The sequence below is a fragment of the Streptomyces sp. NPDC050161 genome, assembly GCF_044460025.1.
Lineage (GTDB): Bacteria > Actinomycetota > Actinomycetes > Streptomycetales > Streptomycetaceae > Streptomyces.
Genome location: NZ_JBITJM010000005.1, coordinates 357,280 through 377,720, shown reverse-complemented (window position 1 = coordinate 377,720; position 20,441 = coordinate 357,280). Strand labels below are relative to the sequence as shown.

Sequence of the window (20,441 nt, the reverse complement as noted above, 5' to 3'; positions counted from 1 at the left end):
GTAATGTCTTCATCGCTCGCCCCAATAGCTCAGTCGGCAGAGCGTCTCCATGGTAAGGAGAAGGTCTACGGTTCGATTCCGTATTGGGGCTCTGATGTGTGAGGTACCTCGTCTTCGGACGAGGGCCCCCTCGCATCACAGCGGTGTAGCTCAGTCGGTAGAGCAAGCGGCTCATAATCGCTGTGTCACCGGTTCAAGTCCGGTCACCGCTACTGACAGTAGCCGATTGTGGGGTCGGTCCTCCGATCGGCTACTCTTTTATGCGTTCATCCGTCCATCCGTCCGTCAAGGAGCACTCACGTGGCTGCCACAGACGTCCGCCCGAAGATCACGCTGGCCTGCGTGGAGTGCAAGGAGCGGAACTACATCACCAAGAAGAACCGGCGTAACGACCCGGACCGTCTTGAGATGAAGAAGCACTGCCCCCGTTGCAACTCGCACACCGCGCACCGCGAGACGCGATAACACAGGCTCGTTCGTGAGGCCGTCCCCATTTCTTGGGGGCGGCCTCACGGCGTTATCACCGCAGCAGTACAGGGAGGTCGCGAGCCATGGCGCTCGACCAGTCATTCGTGGGTCGTACGTACCCGCCCACCGACCCGTACGAGGTCGGCCGGGAAAAGATCCGCGAATTCGCCGAGGCGATCGGTGACAGCAATCCCGCTTACACCGATACCGAAGCAGCCAAGGCTCTCGGGCACCCCGATGTGATCGCGCCGCCGACTTTTGTGTTTGCGATCACATTCAAGGACGCGGGGCAGGTGATCGAGGACCCGCAACTCGGCCTGGATTACAGCCGCGTGGTGCACGGTGACCAGAAGTTCGTCTACACCCGCCCGGTCCGCAGCGGCGACCGGCTGACCGTCACCTCCACCATCGAGGCGATCAAATCCATGGCGGGCAACGACATTCTCGACATCCGCGGCGAGGTGCACGACGAGGCGGGCGAGCACGTCGTGACCGCCCTCACCAAGCTGGTCGCCCGCGCCGCATCCGAGGAGGGCTGACATGACTGCGAAAATCTCCTACGACGACGTCGAGGTCGGCACCGAACTCCCGGCGCAGTCCTTCCCGGTGAGCCGCGCCACACTCGTCCGCTACGCCGGCGCATCGGGCGACTTCAACCCGATCCACTGGAACGAGAAGTTCGCCAAGGAGGTCGGGCTTCCTGACGTCATCGCGCACGGCATGTTCACGATGGCCGAGGCGGCCCGCGTGGTCACCGACTGGGCGGGCGACCCGGCGGCCGTCACGGAGTACGGCGTCCGCTTCACCAAGCCGGTCGTCGTCCCCAACGACGAGACCGGCGCGCTGATCGAGGTCAGCGGCAAGGTCGCGGCCAAGCTCGACGACGACGCCCGTACGGTCCGCGTCGACCTCACCGCGGTGAGCGCGGGCAAGAAGGTGCTGGGCATGTCCCGCGCCGTGGTCCGCCTCGCCTGAGACGGCACCCGAGGGGGCGGCCGGCCCGGCGTTGTCGGTCCGCCCCCGTACGCTGGGGCGCGTGCAGGAACTCCACGACGCCCCCCTCGCCCCGCTGACCACCTTCCGCCTCGGCGGCCCGGCGACCCGCCTGGTCACGGCCACCACCGACGACGAAGTGATCGCCGCCGTCCGCGCCGCCGACGCCGCGGGCACCCCGCTGCTGGTCATCGGCGGCGGCAGCAACCTCGTCATCGGCGACAAGGGCTTCGACGGCACCGCGCTGCGCATCGCCACCCGCGGCTTCACCCTGAACGGCACGGAGCTGGAGCTCGCCGCGGGCGAGAACTGGTCGGACGCGGTTGCCCGCACCGTCGAGGCAGGGCTGGCCGGCGTCGAGTGCCTGGCCGGCATCCCCGGCTCGGCCGGCGCCACCCCGATCCAGAACGTCGGCGCGTACGGCCAGGAGGTCTCCGCGACGATCACCGAGGTCGTCGCCTACGACCGCCGGGCGGACGAGACGGTCACCCTCACCAACGCGGACTGCGCCTTCGCCTACCGCCACAGCCGGTTCAAGCAGGACCCCGACCGGTTCGTCGTACTGCGGGTCAGGTTCGCCCTGGAGGACGCCGGCGGTCTCTCCGCGCCCCTGAAGTACCCGGAGACCGCCCGGGTGCTCGGCGTGGAGGCAGGCGAGCGGGTGCCGGCGGCCACCGCGCGCGCCACGGTGCTGGCCCTGCGCGCCGGCAAGGGCATGGTCCTGGACGCCGACGACCACGACACCTGGTCGGCCGGATCCTTCTTCACCAACCCGGTCCTCACCGAGACCGAGCACACCGCCTTCGTCCAGCGGGTGCACGACCGCCTCGGCCCGGACACCGCGCCGCCCGCCTTCCCCGCGGGCGACGGCCTGGTGAAGACCTCCGCCGCCTGGCTCATCGACAAGGCGGGCTTCACCAAGGGCTACGGCAGCGGCCCGGCCCGTATCTCCACCAAGCACACCCTCGCCCTCACCAACCGCGGCGAGGCCACCACCGATGACCTGCTCGCCCTGGCCAGGGAGGTGCGCGACGGCGTGCACGCGGCCTTCGGCGTCACCCTCGTCAACGAACCGGTCACGGTCGGCGTCAGCCTCTAGGCGCGCCCGCCGGAAAGCCTCCCGGGCCGCTGAGCGCGCTCAGCGGCCCTCTGGGGCATCGGCGGCGCTCAGGCGGCCAGCCAGGCGTCGATCCCCGCCAGCAGGCGCTCCTGGTCCGCCTGCGGCGCCCGGGAGCCGCGCACCGACTGCCGTGCCAGCTCGGCCAGTTCGGCGTCTGTGAAGCCGTGCGCGCGGCGTGCGATCTCGTACTGCGCCGCCAGCCGGGAGCCGAACAGCAGCGGGTCGTCCGCGCCCAGCGCCATTGGCACCCCGGCCTCGAAGAGCGTCCGCAGCGGCACGTCCTCCTGCTTCTCGTACACCCCGAGCGCCACATTCGACGCCGGGCACACCTCGCACGTCACCCCGCGCTCCGCCAGCCGCCGCAGCAGCGCCGGATCCTCCGCGGCGCGTACGCCGTGCCCGACCCGGCCGGCGTGCAGGTCGTCCAGGCAGTCCCGCACGCTCGAAGGGCCCGACAGCTCGCCGCCGTGCGGCGCGGCCAGCAGCCCGCCGTCCCTGGCGATGGCGAAGGCGCGGTCGAAGTCCCGCGCGAAACCCCGGCGTTCGTCGTTGGACAGGCCGAAGCCGATGACGCCCCGGTCGGCATAGCGCACCGCGAGCCGGGCCAGCGTGCGGGCGTCCAGCGGGTGCTTCATGCGGTTCGCCGCGACCAGGACCCGGATGCCGAGACCGGTCTCCCTGGACGCGCTGTGCACCGCGTCCAGGATGATCTCGAGCGCCGGGATCAGACCGCCGAGCCGGGGCGCGTAGGACGTCGGGTCCACCTGGATCTCCAGCCACCCCGAACCGTCGGCGACGTCCTCCTGGGCGGCCTCGCGCACCAGCCGGTGGATGTCGTCGGGCGTCCGCAGGCACGACCGCGCGATGTCGTACAGCCGCTGGAAGCGGAACCAGCCGCGCTCGTCCGTCGCCCGCAACTGCGGCGGTTCGCCGCCGCGCAGCGCTTCGGGCAGATGGACGCCGTACTTGTCGGCCAGCTCCAGCAGGGTCGCGGCACGCATCGACCCGGTGAAGTGCAGGTGCAGATGGGCCTTCGGCAACTGACGCACGTCACGAACGCTCTCCATTCACCGATCTTGCCGTACGCACCCGGCCCGCCGGTAGGGCGGCCCCCGAACGAAGTGCCCCGGGAAAACGCGTGCGGGCCACCGGGATGGCTCCCGGTGGCCCGCAAGGCAGTGACTCACGTGAGTCACAGCCCCTTTACTTGGCCTCGGCCAGCAGCTTCTGGATCCGCGAGACGCCCTCGGCCAGGTCCTCGTCGCCAAGCGCGTACGAAAGACGCAGGTAGCCCGGGGTGCCGAACGCCTCACCCGGGACGACGGCGACCTCCGCCTCCTCCAGGATCAGCTCGGCCAGCTCCACGCTGGTCTGCGGACGCCTGCCGCGGATCTCCTTGCCCAGCAGCTCCTTGACGGACGGGTACGCGTAGAACGCGCCCTCCGGCTCGGGGCAGAGCACGCCGTCGATCTCGTTGAGCATCCGCACGATCGTGCGCCGGCGGCGGTCGAAGGCGACCTTCATCGCGTCCACGGCGTCGAGGTCACCGGAGACGGCGGCGATGGCCGCGGCCTGCGAGACGTTGGCGACGTTGGACGTGGCGTGCGACTGGAGGTTCGCCGCGGCCTTGATGACGTCCTTCGGGCCGATCGCCCAGCCGACCCGCCAGCCGGTCATCGCGTACGTCTTCGCCACACCGTTGACGATGACGCACTTGTCGCGCAGCTCCGGGACGACGACCGGCAGCGAGCAGAACTCCGCGTCGCCGTAGACGAGATGCTCGTAGATCTCGTCGGTCAGCACCCACAGGCCGTGCTCAGCGGCCCAGCGGCCGACCGCCTCGACCTGCTCGCGGGTGTAGACCGCGCCCGTCGGGTTCGACGGCGAGACGAACAGCAGCACCTTGGTGCGCTCCGTACGGGCCGCCTCCAACTGCTCGACGGTCACGCGGTAACCGGTCGTCTCGTCCGCGACGACGTCCACCGGGACGCCGCCCGCGAGCCGGATCGACTCGGGGTAGGTGGTCCAGTAAGGCGCCGGGACGATGACCTCGTCACCCGGGTCGAGGAGAGCCGCGAACGACTCGTAGATGGCCTGCTTGCCGCCGTTGGTCACCAGGACGTTGGCGGCCTCGATCTCGTATCCCGAGTCACGCAGCGTCTTCGCGACGATCGCGGACTTCAGCTCGGGGAGGCCGCCGGCCGGGGTGTACCGGTGGAACTTGGGGTTCCGACAGGCTTCCACGGCCGCCTCGACGATGTAGTCGGGCGTGGGGAAGTCCGGTTCGCCCGCGCCGAAGCCGATCACCGGACGCCCGGCGGCCTTGAGTGCCTTGGCCTTGGCGTCGACGGCGAGGGTGGCGGACTCGGAGATGGACCCGACGCGGGTGGACACGCGACGGTCCGCCGGGGGCTGCCCCGGCTGGTTGGCGGAGGACGACTCGGAAGGAGTAGCAGCGCTCATACATGCATCGTCGCAGAACTCGGAACGGCCCGGTGCGGGGGTTTGCGGGCACCACCCGGGACGTTTCTGTTCGACGCCCGGCTCCGGAACACGTACACTCGCTGACCGTTGGCTCCCAACAGGCCACCGCGGCTCACGCACTTAGAGCAGTCGGTCGCATGCGGTAGGTTGGGGACACACAAAGGGTCGTAGCTCAATTGGTAGAGCACTGGTCTCCAAAACCAGCGGTTGGGGGTTCAAGTCCCTCCGGCCCTGCTACACGCACTTCTTCACCAAGGTGCGTGCACGCGTACGTACTGAAATGCACCGCCGTGCGGCCGGGCCGGACGCCGCACGGCCACGACCCGGATTCAGGTGAGGACGAGTGACGGACGCCCTGGGCTCCATCGACATGCCTGAGCGCGGTCGTTCCGAGGACGACACAGCGGAATCCAAGAAGCCCCGTCGCGGCGGTAAGCGCGGCAAGAAGGGGCCTTTTGCGCGTCTCGCGCTTTTCTACCGCCAGGTCGTGGCGGAACTCCGCAAGGTCGTCTGGCCCACGCGCAACCAGCTGTCGACGTACACCACCGTGGTGATCGTCTTCGTTGTCATCATCATCGGTCTCGTAACCGTGATTGACTTGGGAATCAACCGAGTCGTCGGGTACGTCTTCGGCTGATCCCGCGGAGGGCACCTCAGCGGGGTGCCCTTTCGCATGTTCAACCCCTTGAAGCCAGGAAGAAGCAGCCACGTGTCTGACCCGAACCTGAACGACGCCGCCGAGCCCGTCGCGGCCGCAGAGGCCGACGCGGACGCGGCCGTCCCGGCGGAGGTCGAGGGCGACGCTGCCGCCGTCTCTGATGACGAGGGCGCCGTGGAGATCGTCGAGAACGCCGACGGCGCCGACGCGCTCGATGCCGAGGACGCCGAGGCGGGCGAGCCCGCCGAGTCCGCAGCGGTGCACGTCGAGGACGACGCCGAGACCGACGAGGACGCAGCGGACGAGGAGGAGCAGGAGCCGGTCGACCCGGTGACCGCACTCCGCGACGAGCTGCGTTTCCTGCCCGGTGAGTGGTACGTCATCCACACCTACGCGGGCTACGAGAAGCGCGTGAAGGCCAACCTCGAACAGCGTGCGGTCTCGCTGAACGTCGAGGAGTTCATCTACCAGGCCGAGGTCCCCGAAGAGGAGATCGTCCAGATCAAGAACGGCGAGCGGAAGAACGTTCGCCAGAACAAGCTCCCGGGCTACGTGCTCGTGCGCATGGATCTGACGAACGAGTCCTGGGGCGTCGTCCGCAACACTCCCGGTGTCACCGGATTCGTCGGCAACGCCTACGACCCGTACCCGCTGACGCTGGACGAGATCGTCAAGATGCTCGCCCCGGAGGCCGAGGAGAAGGCCGCCAAGGAGGCCGCCGCGGCCGAGGGCAAGCCGGCGCCGTCCCGCAAGGTCGAGGTCCAGGTGCTGGACTTCGAGGTGGGCGACTCGGTCACCGTCACCGACGGTCCGTTCGCGACGCTGCAGGCCACGATCAACGAGATCAACGCCGACTCGAAGAAGGTCAAGGGCCTCGTCGAGATCTTCGGCCGCGAGACCCCGGTCGAGCTGAGCTTCGACCAGATCCAGAAGAACTGACGTTCTTCGGACCACCGCTTCCGAACAGGTCAGGCCGGCTCTCGCAGCCGGTCTGACCTGCTCGGTTTTTAGCCGCACGACGATACCCGTTATCGTGGTGCGGTATGCCTCCATCCGGATGACCGGATTGCGGGGCGAACCACCTCTCACTAGGACCCGGAGAGAGCATGCCTCCCAAGAAGAAGAAGGTCACGGGGCTCATCAAGCTCCAGATCAGCGCCGGCGCCGCGAACCCGGCTCCGCCGGTCGGCCCCGCGCTGGGCCAGCACGGCGTCAACATCATGGAGTTCTGCAAGGCCTACAACGCCGCGACCGAGTCGCAGCGTGGCATGGTCGTGCCGGTGGAGATCACGGTCTACGAAGACCGCTCCTTCACCTTCGTGACCAAGACCCCGCCGGCCGCGAAGCTGATCCTCAAGGCCGCTGGTGTGGACAAGGGCTCAGGCGAGCCGCACACCAAGAAGGTCGCCAAGATCACCGACGCCCAGGTGCGCGAGATCGCCACGACCAAGATGCCCGACCTGAACGCCAACGACCTGGACGCCGCCGCGAAGATCATCGCCGGCACCGCCCGGTCCATGGGCGTCACGGTCGAGGGCTGAAGTCACCTCGTAGCCCCCGGCGGTAGCCGCAGAAGGCCACCGTCCGTGGCAGGGCCAGGCGCTGGCCCGCACCACGACTCCATCTCCAGCACACAGGAGCAGCAGTGAAGCGCAGCAAGACTCTTCGCAACGCGGACGCGAAGATCGACCGGGAGCGCGTCTACGCCCCGCTCGAGGCCGTCCGTCTCGCCAAGGACACCACCTCCGTGAAGTTCGACGCGACCGTCGAGGTTGCCATGCGTCTGGGCGTCGACCCGCGCAAGGCCGACCAGATGGTCCGTGGCACCGTGAACCTCCCGCACGGCACCGGTAAGACCGCCCGGGTCCTGGTCTTCGCGACCGGCGACCGTGCAGCCGCCGCGGAAGCCGCCGGCGCCGACATCGTCGGCTCGGACGAACTGATCGACGAGGTCTCCAAGGGCCGTCTGGACTTCGACGCCGTCGTCGCCACCCCGGACCTCATGGGCAAGGTCGGCCGCCTCGGCCGCGTGCTCGGTCCCCGTGGTCTGATGCCGAACCCGAAGACCGGCACGGTCACCCCGGACGTCGCCAAGGCTGTCACCGACATCAAGGGCGGCAAGATCGAGTTCCGCGTGGACAAGCACGCGAACCTCCACTTCATCATCGGCAAGGTCTCCTTCGACGAGACCAAGCTGGTGGAGAACTACGCCGCGGCGCTCGAGGAGATCAACCGCCTCAAGCCCTCCGCTGCGAAGGGCCGCTACATCAAGAAGGCGACCATCACCACCACGATGGGCCCCGGCATCCCGCTGGACGCCAACCGCACCCGCAACCTCCTTACCGAGGAAGAAGCCGTCTGATCGCTTGATCGACGCTTCGTGGCGCGCGCTACGTGACGCAGGCCCCGCTCTCCGCTCCGGAGGGCGGGGCCTGCTGCTTCCGCTGTCGGTGCCCTGCATTACAGTCCTCCCGAGGTCGTAAAAATGATCTAAAAAGGGGGAGCCTCAGTGCGCAGCACACGTATCACCGCCGTCGTGGCGGGGGCCGTCATGATGGCCGGTCTGACCGCCTGCAACGGCGGCAACGGCAGCGGCGGCACGAGCAGTGACGCGGCAGGGGAGAAGAAGTCTCCGCTGGACGTGGCACTGGCGTCTCTGAAGACGGCGGCCCGGCAGACCGACGGCAAGAAGTCCGCCAAGGTCGAGGGGACGGTCAAGAACGGCCCGTCGAACCAGACCATGAAGGGTGCCCTGGACTGGTCCCAGGGCATGCGGATGAACGTCGACATCACGCAGTCCGGCCAGAGCCCGATGGCGGGCAAGCCCATGAAGGCGATCTACACGCCGGACGCCATGTTCATGAACATGGGCGCCGCGGGCATGCCGGTGGCGGGCAAGAACTGGGTGAAGTACGACTACGACGCCCTGGCGAAGAAGATGGGTCCGACCGGCGCGCTGCTCAAGGACCAGATGCAGAACAACAACCCGACCCGGGCGATGGAGCTGATGATCGCCTCGGGCAAGGTCAAGGAAGTCGGCAAGGAAGACGTCCGCGGCGTCCAGGCGACCCACTTCACCGGCACGCTGTCGGTCCAAGAGCTGACCCGCATGCAGTCGAAGAACCTCAGCGAGGCCGACCTCAAGGCGCTGGAAGCGCAGATGGAGCAGGCCGGCAGCAAGGCCGAGACCATCGACCTGTGGATCAGCTCGGACAACCTGCTGGTCAAGAAGCGCGAGCGGATGGACAGTTCGGCCGCGTCCTTCGACTCGACGGTCTTCTACTCGGACTACGGCACGAAGGTCACGGCCGAGGAGCCGCCGGCCGGCGACACCGTCGACTTCGAAAAGGTCTCCCAGTAGGGACGCATCGTGGGGGCGCTCCGGCGCCCCCACTCGGCCGATTTGCCTGGGCACAGGCCCTTCACGTACCGTACCGAAGAAGCCAAAGACCGCTGGTTGTCTCTGTGTGTCCTTCCCGGATACGCAGTGGCCGAAGGATCCGCTAGCTGCGGACGGCCTGCGCAGGTGTGAGTGGATGAACTCCCGGACGTTTTCCGTCCGGTCGAGTCACGCCCCGTGCGCCTGCGCCGGGGCGTTTGTTTTGCCCAGCCCCTTCTGCGCGGTCCTCATCACCCGGAAGGAGGCCGAGGCTCATGGCGAGGCCCGACAAGGTCGCAGCAGTTGAGGAGATCACGGACAAGTTCCGTAACTCCAACGCAGCTGTGGTGACCGCGTACACCGGACTGTCCGTTGCGCAGCTCAAGGAGCTGCGCCGTTCGCTCGGTGACAACGCTCAGTACCGTGTGGTGAAGAACACGCTGACCAAGATTGCGGCGAATGAGGCCGGAATCGCGCTGGACGAGCACCTCAAGGGCTCGACCGCAGTTGCCTTCGTGACCGGTGACCCGGTCACGGCGGCGAAGGGTCTTCGTGACTTCGCCAAGGAGAACCCCGCTCTCGTCATCCAGGGCGGTGTCCTTGATGGCAAGGCGCTGTCCGCCGACGAGATCAAGAAGCTTGCGGACCTCGAGTCCCGCGAGGTTCTGCTCGCCAAGCTGGCGGGTGGCATGAAGGCGTCCATGGCCAAGGCCGCGGCGACCTTCCAGGCCCCCCTCACGAAGTTCGTCCGCACCACGGACGCGCTTCGCAGCAAGGTGGAGCAGGGCGGTGCCGGTACGCCGGCTCCCGCCGAGGCTGCCGAGTAAGCACCTTCATGCCCCTCGCGGGGCGTGGCTCTCAGCAGTCCAGCGGGCCCGTACGCCCGCCAGACATGTTCATCCGGCACCAGCCGAATTAGTGGAAGGACCGCCACCATGGCGAAGCTCAGCCAGGAAGACCTGCTCGCGCAGTTCGAGGACATGACCCTTCTCGAGCTCTCCGCGTTCGTGAAGCTCTTCGAGGAGAAGTTCGACGTCGAGGCTGCCGCCCCGGTCGCCGTTGCCGCCGGTGTCCCCGGTGCCCCCGCCGCCGCCGAGGCCGAGGAGCAGGACGAGTTCGACGTCGTCCTCACCGGCGCCGGCGACAAGAAGATCCAGGTCATCAAGGTCGTGCGTGAGCTGACCTCCCTGGGCCTGAAGGAGGCCAAGGACCTCGTCGACGGCACCCCGAAGCCCGTCCTCGAGAAGGTCGACAAGGCCGCCGCGGACAAGGCCGCCGAGGCCCTCAAGGGCGCCGGCGCCTCCGTCGAGGTCAAGTGACCTCACTGAGTCTCCGACTCACGTCCTGAGCGCCTCCGGCGCCCCTGGACACAGCGAAGGGCGATCACCCAAGCGGGTGGTCGCCCTTCGGCGTGCTCGCCACGGCTGCGTTGCCCCGGCCCGGCGTGCGAGTATGGTGATCTTCGTTGCCCTGACGTGCCCCGTGTGACGATCTCGCAGGGGCGGGGGGCCTTGACGAACCGGACGCGGCGCGCAATTCTCGGGACGCAACGCAGAAGCGATCCAGGGTCCGAGGCATGGATCGCGGGCGAAGAGGGAAGCATCGGTGTGCGCCACTGGCGCAAGGGCTTTCGGCAGGCGCAGGGCATTGGACGCAGAGAAGAACAACGAGGGGTTCCTCCGGCTCGGAGGACGCCACCTCCCGGAGGGAGAAGATCGGTATCACGGTGCTGGACCGGTCTCCGGAAACTCGCTCTGGACATCAGTGTGCCAAGTGGCTACACTGACCCTTTGCGCTGCCTGTTAGCTGCTCCCTGCCCGTCACCAGGGGCATGCCCGAACCTGAGCATCACTGACTGAACCGCCCTGACCTGGGCTTTCCCTCAGTCTGTTCAATTCGGGACCGGTACGCGCGTAGTGAGTCCGAGCCCTCGGAAGGACCCCCTCTTGGCCGCCTCGCGCAACGCCTCGACTGCCAATACGAACAACGGCGACAGCACCGCCCCGCTGCGCATCTCTTTTGCGAAGATCAAGGAGCCCCTCGGGGTTCCCAACCTCCTTGCGCTGCAGACCGAAAGCTTCGACTGGCTGCTCGGCAATGCCGCATGGAAGGGTCGCGTCGAGGCTGCGCTGGAGAGTGGGCAGGAAGTCCCCACCAAGTCCGGTCTCGAAGAGATCTTTGAAGAGATCTCCCCGATCGAAGACTTCTCCGGGTCGATGTCGCTGACGTTCCGCGACCACCGCTTCGAGCCCCCGAAGAACTCCATCGACGAGTGCAAGGAGCGCGACTTCACGTACGCGGCTCCGCTCTTCGTCACCGCGGAGTTCACCAACAACGAGACCGGCGAGATCAAGTCCCAGACGGTCTTCATGGGCGACTTCCCGCTCATGACGAACAAGGGCACCTTCTGCATCAACGGCACCGAGCGTGTCGTCGTTTCGCAGCTGGTGCGCTCGCCGGGTGTCTACTTCGACAGCTCCATCGACAAGACGTCCGACAAGGACATCTTCTCGGCCAAGGTCATCCCGTCCCGGGGTGCCTGGCTGGAGCTGGAGATCGACAAGCGCGACATGGTCGGTGTGCGCATCGACCGCAAGCGCAAGCAGTCCGTCACCGTCCTGCTCAAGGCTCTCGGTTGGACGACCGAGCAGATCCTGGAGGAGTTCGGCGAGTACGAGTCCATGCGCGCCACCCTGGAGAAGGACCACACCCAGGGCCAGGACGACGCGCTGCTCGACATCTACCGCAAGCTGCGTCCGGGCGAGCCGCCGACCCGTGAGGCCGCGCAGACGCTGCTGGAGAACCTCTACTTCAACCCCAAGCGTTACGACCTCGCCAAGGTCGGCCGCTACAAGGTCAACAAGAAGCTGGGCGGCGACGAGCCGCTGGACGCCGGTGTGCTGACCACCGATGACGTCATCGCCACGATCAAGTACCTGGTCAAGCTGCACGCCGGCGAGACCGAGACGATCGGCGAGTCCGGTCGTTCGATCGTGGTCGAGACCGACGACATCGACCACTTCGGCAACCGTCGTCTGCGCAACGTCGGCGAGCTCATCCAGAACCAGGTCCGTACGGGCCTGGCGCGTATGGAGCGCGTCGTGCGTGAGCGCATGACCACCCAGGACGTCGAGGCGATCACGCCGCAGACGCTGATCAACATCCGGCCGGTCGTCGCCTCCATCAAGGAGTTCTTCGGCACCAGCCAGCTGTCCCAGTTCATGGACCAGACCAACCCGCTGTCGGGTCTGACCCACAAGCGCCGTCTGTCGGCGCTGGGCCCGGGTGGTCTCTCCCGTGAGCGGGCCGGCCTGGACGTCCGTGACGTGCACCCCTCGCACTACGGCCGCATGTGCCCGATCGAGACCCCTGAAGGCCCCAACATCGGTCTGATCGGCTCGCTGGCCTCCTACGGCCGGGTCAACGTCTTCGGCTTCATCGAGACGCCCTACCGCAAGGTCGTCGACGGTCAGGTCACCGAGGAGGTGGACTACCTCACCGCCGATGAGGAGGACCGCTTCCTGATCGCGCAGGCCAACGCCAAGCTCACCGAGGACATGCGCTTCGCCGAGCAGCGTGTGCTGGTCCGTCAGCGTGGCGGCGAGGTCGACCTGATCCCCGCCGAGGACGTCGACTTCATGGACGTCTCGCCGCGCCAGATGGTGTCGGCCGCGACCGCCATGATTCCGTTCCTCGAGCACGACGACGCCAACCGCGCGCTCATGGGATCGAACATGATGCGCCAGGCGGTTCCGCTGATCAAGGCGGAGTCCCCGCTGGTCGGCACCGGCATGGAGTACCGCTGCGCGGTCGACGCCGGTGACGTCATCAAGGCGGAGAAGGACGGTGTGGTCCAGGAGGTTTCCGCGGACTACATCACCGTCGCCAACGACGACGGCACGTACACCACGTACCGCGTCGCCAAGTTCACCCGCTCCAACCAGGGCACCTCCTTCAACCAGAAGGTCGTCGTGGACGAGGGCGCGCGGGTCATCGAGGGCCAGGTCCTCGCCGACGGTCCGTCCACGGACGAAGGCGAGATGGCGCTCGGCAAGAACCTGCTCGTGGCGTTCATGCCGTGGGAGGGTCACAACTACGAGGACGCGATCATCCTGTCGCAGCGCCTCGTGCAGGACGACGTCCTCTCCTCGATCCACATCGAGGAGCACGAGGTCGACGCCCGTGACACCAAGCTCGGCCCGGAGGAGATCACCCGGGACATCCCGAACGTCTCCGAAGAGGTCCTGTCCGACCTCGACGAGCGCGGCATCATCCGTATCGGTGCCGAGGTCGTCGCCGGCGACATCCTCGTCGGCAAGGTCACGCCCAAGGGTGAGACCGAGCTGACCCCCGAGGAGCGCCTGCTCCGCGCGATCTTCGGTGAGAAGGCGCGCGAGGTGCGCGACACCTCGCTGAAGGTGCCGCACGGTGAGATCGGCAAGGTCATCGGCGTCCGCGTCTTCGACCGCGAAGAGGGCGACGAGCTGCCCCCGGGTGTGAACCAGCTGGTTCGCGTCTACGTCGCGCAGAAGCGCAAGATCACCGACGGTGACAAGCTCGCCGGCCGTCACGGCAACAAGGGCGTCATCTCGAAGATCCTGCCGGTCGAGGACATGCCGTTCCTGGAGGACGGCACCCCGGTCGACATCATCCTCAACCCGCTGGGTGTCCCGTCCCGAATGAACCCGGGGCAGGTCCTGGAGATCCACCTCGGCTGGCTCGCCAGCCAGGGCTGGAAGGTCGAGGGTGTCGAGGAGGAGTGGAAGCAGCGCCTGCACGCCATTGCGGCGGACGAGGTCGCTCCCGGCTCCAACGTCGCCACCCCGGTGTTCGACGGTGCGCGCGAGGACGAGATCTCCGGTCTCTTCGAGTCCACGATCCCGAACCGCGACGGCGAGCGCATGGTCAAGGGTTCCGGCAAGGCGCGGCTGTTCGACGGCCGCTCCGGTGAGCCGTTCCCGGACCCGATCTCGATCGGGTACATGTACATCCTCAAGCTGCACCACCTGGTCGACGACAAGCTGCACGCGCGTTCGACCGGTCCGTACTCGATGATCACCCAGCAGCCGCTGGGTGGTAAGGCCCAGTTCGGTGGCCAGCGCTTCGGTGAGATGGAGGTGTGGGCGCTGGAGGCATACGGCGCCGCGTACGCACTCCAGGAGCTGCTCACGATCAAGTCCGACGACGTCACCGGCCGCGTGAAGGTCTACGAGGCCATCGTCAAGGGCGAGAACATCCCCGAGCCCGGCATTCCCGAGTCCTTCAAGGTGCTCATCAAGGAAATGCAGTCGCTCTGCCTCAACGTGGAGGTGCTGTCCTCGGACGGCATGTCCATCGAGATGCGCGACACCGACGAGGACGTCTTCCGTGCAGCGGAAGAGCTCGGTATCGACCTGTCGCGGCGCGAGCCGAGCAGCGTCGAAGAGGTCTGACGGGTCTGGCCGGGGCTCCCACTCAGAGCCCCGGCCGTCCCCGGACCCCCCGTCAGACCATGATTGAGACTCGACCCTGAAAGAGGGATTGACGACAGTGCTCGACGTCAACTTCTTCGACGAGCTGCGGATCGGCCTCGCCACCGCTGACGACATCCGTCAGTGGTCCCACGGTGAGGTCAAGAAGCCGGAGACCATCAACTACCGCACCCTCAAGCCCGAAAAGGACGGACTCTTCTGCGAGAAGATTTTCGGTCCGACCCGGGACTGGGAGTGCTACTGCGGTAAGTACAAGCGCGTCCGCTTCAAGGGCATCATCTGCGAGCGCTGCGGCGTCGAGGTCACTCGCGCCAAGGTGCGCCGTGAGCGGATGGGCCACATCGAGCTGGCCGCTCCCGTCACCCACATCTGGTACTTCAAGGGCGTGCCGAGCCGTCTCGGCTACCTGCTGGACCTCGCGCCCAAGGACCTCGAAAAGGTCATCTACTTCGCCGCCTACATGATCACGTGGGTGGACGAGGAGCGCCGTACGCGCGACCTGCCCTCGCTGGAGGCGCACGTCTCCGTCGAGCGTCAGCAGATCGAGCAGCGCCGCGACTCCGACCTGGAGGCCCGCGCCAAGAAGCTCGAGACCGACCTGGCCGAGCTGGAGGCCGAGGGCGCCAAGGCCGACGTGCGCCGCAAGGTGCGCGAGGGCGCCGAGCGTGAGATGAAGCAGCTGCGCGACCGTGCGCAGCGCGAGATCGACCGCCTCGACGAGGTCTGGAACCGCTTCAAGAACCTCAAGGTCCAGGACCTGGAGGGCGACGAGCTGCTCTACCGCGAGCTGCGTGACCGCTTCGGCACGTACTTCGACGGTGCGATGGGCGCCGCCTCGCTGCAGAAGCGCCTGGAGACCTTCGACCTGGACGAGGAGGCCGAGCGCCTCCGCGAGATCATCCGGACCGGCAAGGGCCAGAAGAAGACCCGTGCGCTCAAGCGCCTCAAGGTCGTCTCCGCCTTCCTGCAGACCCGCAACAGCCCCAAGGGCATGGTGCTGGACTGCATCCCGGTGATCCCGCCGGACCTGCGTCCGATGGTGCAGCTGGACGGTGGCCGCTTCGCGACCTCCGACCTGAACGACCTGTACCGCCGTGTGATCAACCGCAACAACCGCCTGAAGCGGCTTCTCGACCTCGGTGCGCCCGAGATCATCGTGAACAACGAGAAGCGCATGCTCCAGGAGGCCGTGGACGCCCTCTTCGACAACGGTCGTCGCGGTCGCCCGGTCACCGGTCCCGGTAACCGTCCGCTGAAGTCCCTGAGCGACATGCTCAAGGGCAAGCAGGGCCGTTTCCGTCAGAACCTGCTCGGTAAGCGAGTCGACTACTCGGCGCGTTCCGTCATCGTCGTCGGCCCGCAGCTGAAGCTGCACCAGTGCGGTCTGCCCAAGGCCATGGCGCTGGAGCTCTTCAAGCCGTTCGTGATGAAGCGCCTGGTCGACCTGAACCACGCGCAGAACATCAAGTCGGCCAAGCGCATGGTCGAGCGTGGCCGCACCGTCGTGTACGACGTCCTCGAAGAGGTCATCGCCGAGCACCCGGTGCTGCTGAACCGTGCGCCCACCCTGCACCGCCTCGGCATCCAGGCCTTCGAGCCGCAGCTGGTCGAGGGCAAGGCCATTCAGATTCACCCGCTCGTCTGCACCGCGTTCAACGCGGACTTCGACGGTGACCAGATGGCCGTCCACCTCCCGCTGTCCGCGGAGGCGCAGGCCGAGGCCCGCATCCTGATGCTGTCCTCGAACAACATCCTCAAGCCGGCCGACGGCCGTCCGGTCACCATGCCGACCCAGGACATGGTGCTGGGCCTGTTCTTCCTCACCACCGACGAGGAAGAGCGCAAGGTCATCGGCGAGGGCCGGGCGTTCGGCTCGGTCGCCGAGGCGATCATGGCGTTCGACGCCAAGGAGCTGTCGCTCCAGGCGAAGGTCGACATCCGGTTCCCGATCGGCACCGTCCCGCCCCGTGGCTGGACCCCGCCGGTTCCGGAAGAGGGCGAGCCCGAGTGGCAGCAGGGTGACAGCTTCCGCCTGCGGACGACCCTGGGCCGTGCGCTCTTCAACGAGCTGCTGCCCGAGGACTACCCGTTCGTCGACTACTCGGTGGGCAAGAAGCAGCTCTCCGCGATCGTCAACGACCTGGCCGAGCGCTACCCCAAGGTCATCGTGGCGGCGACGCTCGACAACCTGAAGGCGGCCGGCTTCCACTGGGCGACCCGTTCCGGCGTCACCGTCGCCGTCTCGGACATCGTCGTCCCGGAGGCCAAGAAGGGCATCGTCGCGGGCTACGAGGCCCAGGACGAGAAGGTCCAGAAGCAGTACGAGCGCGGTCTGATCACCAAGGACGAGCGTACGCAGGAGCTCATCAACATCTGGACCAAGGCGACCAACGAGGTTGCCGAGGCGATGAATGAGAACTTCCCCAAGACGAACCCCATCTTCATGATGGTTGACTCGGGTGCCCGAGGAAACATGATGCAGATGCGTCAGATCGCCGGTATGCGTGGTCTGGTGTCGAATGCGAAGAACGAGACCATTCCGCGACCCATTAAGGCGTCGTTCCGTGAGGGTCTCTCCGTGCTGGAGTACTTCATCTCCACCCACGGTGCCCGTAAGGGTCTCGCGGACACCGCCCTGCGTACCGCCGACTCGGGTTACCTGACCCGTCGTCTGGTGGACGTCTCGCAGGACGTGATCATCCGCGAGGAGGACTGCGGCACCGAGCGCGGCCTCAAGCTGAAGATCGCGACCCGCGGCGCCGACGGCAGCCTGCGCAAGACGGACGACGTGGAGTCGAGCGTCTACGCCCGCATGCTGGCCGAGGACGTCGTCGTCGACGGCAAGGTCATCGCCTCCGCGAACGTCGACCTCGGTGACGTGCTCATCGACCAGCTGGTCGCGCACGGCGTCGAGGAGGTCAAGACCCGCTCGGTCCTGACCTGTGAGTCCGCGGTCGGCACCTGTGCCTTCTGCTACGGCCGTTCGCTGGCCACCGGCAAGCTGGTCGACATCGGTGAGGCGGTCGGCATCATCGCCGCCCAGTCCATCGGTGAGCCCGGCACCCAGCTGACCATGCGTACCTTCCACACCGGTGGTGTGGCGGGCGACGACATCACCCTGGGTCTGCCGCGAGTCGTCGAGCTCTTCGAGGCCCGTACGCCCAAGGGTGTCGCGCCGATCTCGGAGGCGGCCGGCCGCGTCCGCATCGAGGAGACCGAGAAGACCAAGAAGGTTGTCGTCACCCCCGACGACGGCAGCGACGAGACCGCCTACGGCGTCTCGAAGCGTGCCCGTCTGCTGGTGGGCGAGGGCGACCACGTCCAGGTCGGCCAGCCGCTCACGCTGGGTGCCATCAACCCGCACGACGTGCTGCGGATCCTCGGCCAGCGTGCCGTCCAGGTCCACCTCGTCGGCGAGGTCCAGAAGGTCTACAACAGCCAGGGCGTGGCGATCCACGACAAGCACATCGAGATCATCATCCGGCAGATGCTGCGCCGCGTGACGATCATCGAGTCCGGCGACGCGGAGCTGCTGCCGGGCGAGCTGGTGGAGCGCACGAAGTTCGAGGGCGAGAACCGTCGCGTCGTGGCGGAAGGCGGCCACCCGGCCTCCGGCCGTCCGCAGCTGATGGGTATCACCAAGGCTTCGCTGGCCACCGAGTCCTGGCTGTCGGCGGCGTCCTTCCAGGAGACGACCAGGGTCCTGACCGACGCGGCGATCAACGCCAAGTCGGACTCCCTGATCGGCCTCAAGGAGAACGTCATCATCGGTAAGCTCATCCCGGCCGGTACGGGTCTGTCCCGCTACCGCAACATCCGGGTCGAGCCCACCGAAGAGGCCAAGGCCGCGATGTACTCGGCCGTCGGTTACGACGACATCGACTACTCGCCCTTCGGCACCGGCTCCGGCCAGGCGGTCCCGCTGGAGGACTACGACTACGGTCCTTACAACCAGTAGGACGGCCATCCGGCCGCGCGCCGGATACGTGCTCAACCGCAGGGCGGTCACCCGATCGGGTGACCGCCCTGCGGCGTTGTGCAAACGTCGCGTCGCGGCCCCGGGGAACTTGTCCTCCCATTGCTGCGTCTGTGATGAGAAGATGGGGAGAACTGTCGAGCGGGGGAGGAGCGCGCATGGCATTCCAGCCTTGGCAGGGTGGGCAGCCCGCTCAGCCGCTCAATCAGGTGCCGGCGATGCGTGCCTCGCATGCGGACCGTGAGCGTGCGGTCGACGTGCTGAAGGCGGGATTCGCCGAGGGCAGGCTCGCGCAGGGGGAGTACGAGCAGCGCATCACGCGGGCGTATCAGGCGCAGACGCATGCCGAGTTGCAGATGCTGGTCGCGGATCTTCCGCAGGGGCCGGTGCCGCAGGCGCAGTTCACGCCGCGGCCGGTGCCGGCGGCGTTCATGCCGATGCAGATGCCGATGCCGGTCCACACGAACAGCTCCGCAACCGGCGCGCTGGTGTGCGGGATCATGACGCCGGTGACCTGGGGGCTGACCGCGATCCCGGCCGTCATCCTGGGGCACAAGGCGCGCGCCGAGATCCGCAGGAGCGGTGAGCGCGGGGACGGGCAGGCGCTGACGGGTCTGGTGCTCGGCTGGCTGGGGATCGGCGGCTGGGCGCTGTTCTTCCTGGTGTTCTTCGTCGCGGTGGCTTCCGGCAGGTGACCGTCGGCCGCGGGACCGGCCGGCGTACGGCTTCGGCGCCGCGAGGCTCACGGTGACCGGCTTCTGACCGGTTGTGCCCGGCGTGTCGGCCCCGAGGCATTTGTTTTGACCGGAGTCGGTGAGGTAGGTACGCTCAGACCTTGTGCCTGGGGTGTGCCCTGGCTGCCATGCGTGTCTTCAGCCGCATGGCGAGCCGTTTTCGGCCACGCCGCAATCTGCGCCTTTTCCGCCTCGCAGCGGGAGCATGCAGTTTCGACACACCCGACCTCGTGGGTCGGCGTGCGTTTCAGGTTAGCTTTACCGTGATTGGCACACAGAAACCGGAGAAGTAGTGCCTACGATCCAGCAGCTGGTCCGGAAGGGCCGGCAGGACAAGGTCGAGAAGAACAAGACGCCCGCACTGGAGGGTTCGCCCCAGCGCCGCGGCGTCTGCACGCGTGTTTTCACGACCACCCCGAAGAAGCCGAACTCGGCCCTGCGTAAGGTCGCGCGTGTGCGTCTGACCAGCGGGATCGAGGTCACCGCTTACATTCCGGGTGAGGGCCACAACCTGCAGGAGCACTCGATTGTGCTCGTGCGTGGCGGCCGTGTGAAGGACCTGCCGGGTGTTCGGTACAAGATCATCCGCGGCTCCCTCGACACGCAGGGCGTCAAGAACCGCAAGCAGGCTCGCAGCCGCTACGGCGCCAAGAAGGAGAAGTAAGAATGCCTCGTAAGGGCCCCGCCCCGAAGCGCCCGGTCATCATCGACCCGGTCTACGGCTCTCCTCTGGTGACCTCCCTCATCAACAAGGTTCTGCTGAACGGAAAGCGCTCCACCGCCGAGCGCATCGTTTACGGCGCCATGGAGGGTCTGCGCGAGAAGACCGGTAACGACCCGGTCATCACGCTCAAGCGCGCGCTCGAGAACATCAAGCCGACCCTTGAGGTCAAGTCCCGCCGTGTCGGTGGCGCGACCTACCAGGTCCCGGTCGAGGTCAAGCCCGGCCGTGCCGCCACCCTCTCGCTCCGCTGGCTCGTGGGCTACTCCCGCGCCCGTCGCGAGAAGACCATGACCGAGCGCCTCATGAACGAACTGCTCGACGCCTCCAACGGCCTCGGTGCTTCGGTCAAGAAGCGTGAGGACACGCACAAGATGGCCGAGTCCAACAAGGCCTTCGCGCACTACCGCTGGTAGTCGCAACCCACATCGAGACCG

Annotated in this window: 18 protein-coding genes and 3 tRNA genes; 19 read left to right on the top strand and 2 right to left on the bottom strand. The window is 67.2% G+C overall.

Annotated elements, in window-relative coordinates:
* The first annotated feature begins 18 nt into the window (after positions 1-18).
* The 6 genes from ACIBK8_RS11735 (at position 19) to ACIBK8_RS11710 (ending at position 2,560) form a co-directional block, all read left to right on the top strand.
* Positions 19-91 (top strand) — tRNA-Thr (locus ACIBK8_RS11735).
* A gap of 48 nt (positions 92-139) precedes the next feature.
* A tRNA-Met gene (locus ACIBK8_RS11730) sits at positions 140-212 on the top strand.
* An 88-nt stretch (positions 213-300) separates the two neighbouring features.
* Positions 301-465, top strand: coding sequence for a 50S ribosomal protein L33 (gene rpmG, locus ACIBK8_RS11725; protein ID WP_006604855.1), 165 nt, complete (start codon positions 301-303; stop codon positions 463-465).
* A gap of 86 nt (positions 466-551) precedes the next feature.
* Entirely contained in the window at positions 552-1,007 is a 456-nt protein-coding gene (locus ACIBK8_RS11720) for a MaoC family dehydratase N-terminal domain-containing protein (RefSeq protein WP_393683642.1), read from the top strand.
* A gap of 1 nt (position 1,008) precedes the next feature.
* The gene (locus tag ACIBK8_RS11715) at positions 1,009-1,443 is read left to right on the top strand and encodes a MaoC family dehydratase (RefSeq protein ID WP_399041533.1); all 435 of its coding nucleotides are present in this window, start codon (positions 1,009-1,011) and stop codon (positions 1,441-1,443) included.
* 61 nt (positions 1,444-1,504) lie between these two features.
* Positions 1,505-2,560: a UDP-N-acetylmuramate dehydrogenase gene (locus tag ACIBK8_RS11710; protein WP_399041532.1), complete on the top strand. Its 1,056-nt coding sequence runs from the start codon at positions 1,505-1,507 to the stop codon at positions 2,558-2,560.
* A gap of 68 nt (positions 2,561-2,628) precedes the next feature.
* Here ACIBK8_RS11710 and ACIBK8_RS11705 read toward each other — a convergent pair whose 3' ends face one another.
* A complete protein-coding gene (locus ACIBK8_RS11705; protein ID WP_399041531.1) occupies positions 2,629-3,648 on the bottom strand; it encodes an adenosine deaminase in 1,020 nt (339 codons plus the stop codon).
* 136 nt (positions 3,649-3,784) lie between these two features.
* A complete protein-coding gene (locus ACIBK8_RS11700) occupies positions 3,785-5,044 on the bottom strand; it encodes a pyridoxal phosphate-dependent aminotransferase (protein ID WP_399041530.1) in 1,260 nt (419 codons plus the stop codon).
* 182 nt (positions 5,045-5,226) lie between these two features.
* Here ACIBK8_RS11700 and ACIBK8_RS11695 point away from each other — a divergent pair.
* The 13 genes from ACIBK8_RS11695 (at position 5,227) to rpsG (ending at position 20,420) form a co-directional block, all read left to right on the top strand.
* Positions 5,227-5,299: transfer RNA gene (locus ACIBK8_RS11695), tRNA-Trp, on the top strand.
* A 109-nt stretch (positions 5,300-5,408) separates the two neighbouring features.
* Positions 5,409-5,702: a preprotein translocase subunit SecE gene (gene secE, locus ACIBK8_RS11690; protein ID WP_227046473.1), complete on the top strand. Its 294-nt coding sequence runs from the start codon at positions 5,409-5,411 to the stop codon at positions 5,700-5,702.
* 72 nt (positions 5,703-5,774) lie between these two features.
* Complete coding sequence (nusG, locus tag ACIBK8_RS11685; RefSeq protein WP_399041529.1) at positions 5,775-6,662, top strand: transcription termination/antitermination protein NusG; 888 nt, start codon at positions 5,775-5,777, stop codon at positions 6,660-6,662.
* 167 nt (positions 6,663-6,829) lie between these two features.
* Positions 6,830-7,264, top strand: a complete 435-nt coding sequence (gene rplK, locus ACIBK8_RS11680) for a 50S ribosomal protein L11 (protein WP_143940025.1) — start codon at positions 6,830-6,832, stop codon at positions 7,262-7,264.
* A gap of 104 nt (positions 7,265-7,368) precedes the next feature.
* Positions 7,369-8,085 carry a 50S ribosomal protein L1 gene (gene rplA / locus ACIBK8_RS11675; RefSeq protein WP_393683629.1) on the top strand — a complete coding sequence of 239 codons (717 nt, stop codon included), beginning with the start codon at positions 7,369-7,371 and terminating at the stop codon, positions 8,083-8,085.
* 147 nt (positions 8,086-8,232) lie between these two features.
* A complete protein-coding gene (locus tag ACIBK8_RS11670; RefSeq protein ID WP_399041528.1) occupies positions 8,233-9,084 on the top strand; it encodes a hypothetical protein in 852 nt (283 codons plus the stop codon).
* Positions 9,085-9,377: 293 nt separating this feature from the next.
* Positions 9,378-9,929 (top strand): 50S ribosomal protein L10, encoded by a 552-nt coding sequence (gene rplJ, locus ACIBK8_RS11665; protein ID WP_393683625.1) that lies wholly within the window; start codon positions 9,378-9,380, stop codon positions 9,927-9,929.
* Positions 9,930-10,037: 108 nt separating this feature from the next.
* Positions 10,038-10,421, top strand: a complete 384-nt coding sequence (gene rplL, locus ACIBK8_RS11660) for a 50S ribosomal protein L7/L12 (protein ID WP_227046477.1) — start codon at positions 10,038-10,040, stop codon at positions 10,419-10,421.
* A 627-nt stretch (positions 10,422-11,048) separates the two neighbouring features.
* A complete protein-coding gene (gene rpoB / locus ACIBK8_RS11655) occupies positions 11,049-14,534 on the top strand; it encodes a DNA-directed RNA polymerase subunit beta (RefSeq protein ID WP_393683623.1) in 3,486 nt (1,161 codons plus the stop codon).
* Positions 14,535-14,631: 97 nt separating this feature from the next.
* On the top strand, positions 14,632-18,531 hold the full coding sequence (locus tag ACIBK8_RS11650) for a DNA-directed RNA polymerase subunit beta' (protein WP_399041670.1): 3,900 nt from the start codon (positions 14,632-14,634) through the stop codon (positions 18,529-18,531).
* Positions 18,532-18,767: 236 nt separating this feature from the next.
* A complete protein-coding gene (locus ACIBK8_RS11645; protein ID WP_399041667.1) occupies positions 18,768-19,244 on the top strand; it encodes a DUF1707 and DUF4190 domain-containing protein in 477 nt (158 codons plus the stop codon).
* 331 nt (positions 19,245-19,575) lie between these two features.
* On the top strand, positions 19,576-19,947 hold the full coding sequence (rpsL, locus tag ACIBK8_RS11640; RefSeq protein WP_003948652.1) for a 30S ribosomal protein S12: 372 nt from the start codon (positions 19,576-19,578) through the stop codon (positions 19,945-19,947).
* 2 nt (positions 19,948-19,949) lie between these two features.
* Complete coding sequence (gene rpsG / locus ACIBK8_RS11635; protein ID WP_004571813.1) at positions 19,950-20,420, top strand: 30S ribosomal protein S7; 471 nt, start codon at positions 19,950-19,952, stop codon at positions 20,418-20,420.
* The last annotated feature ends 21 nt before the right edge of the window (positions 20,421-20,441 follow it).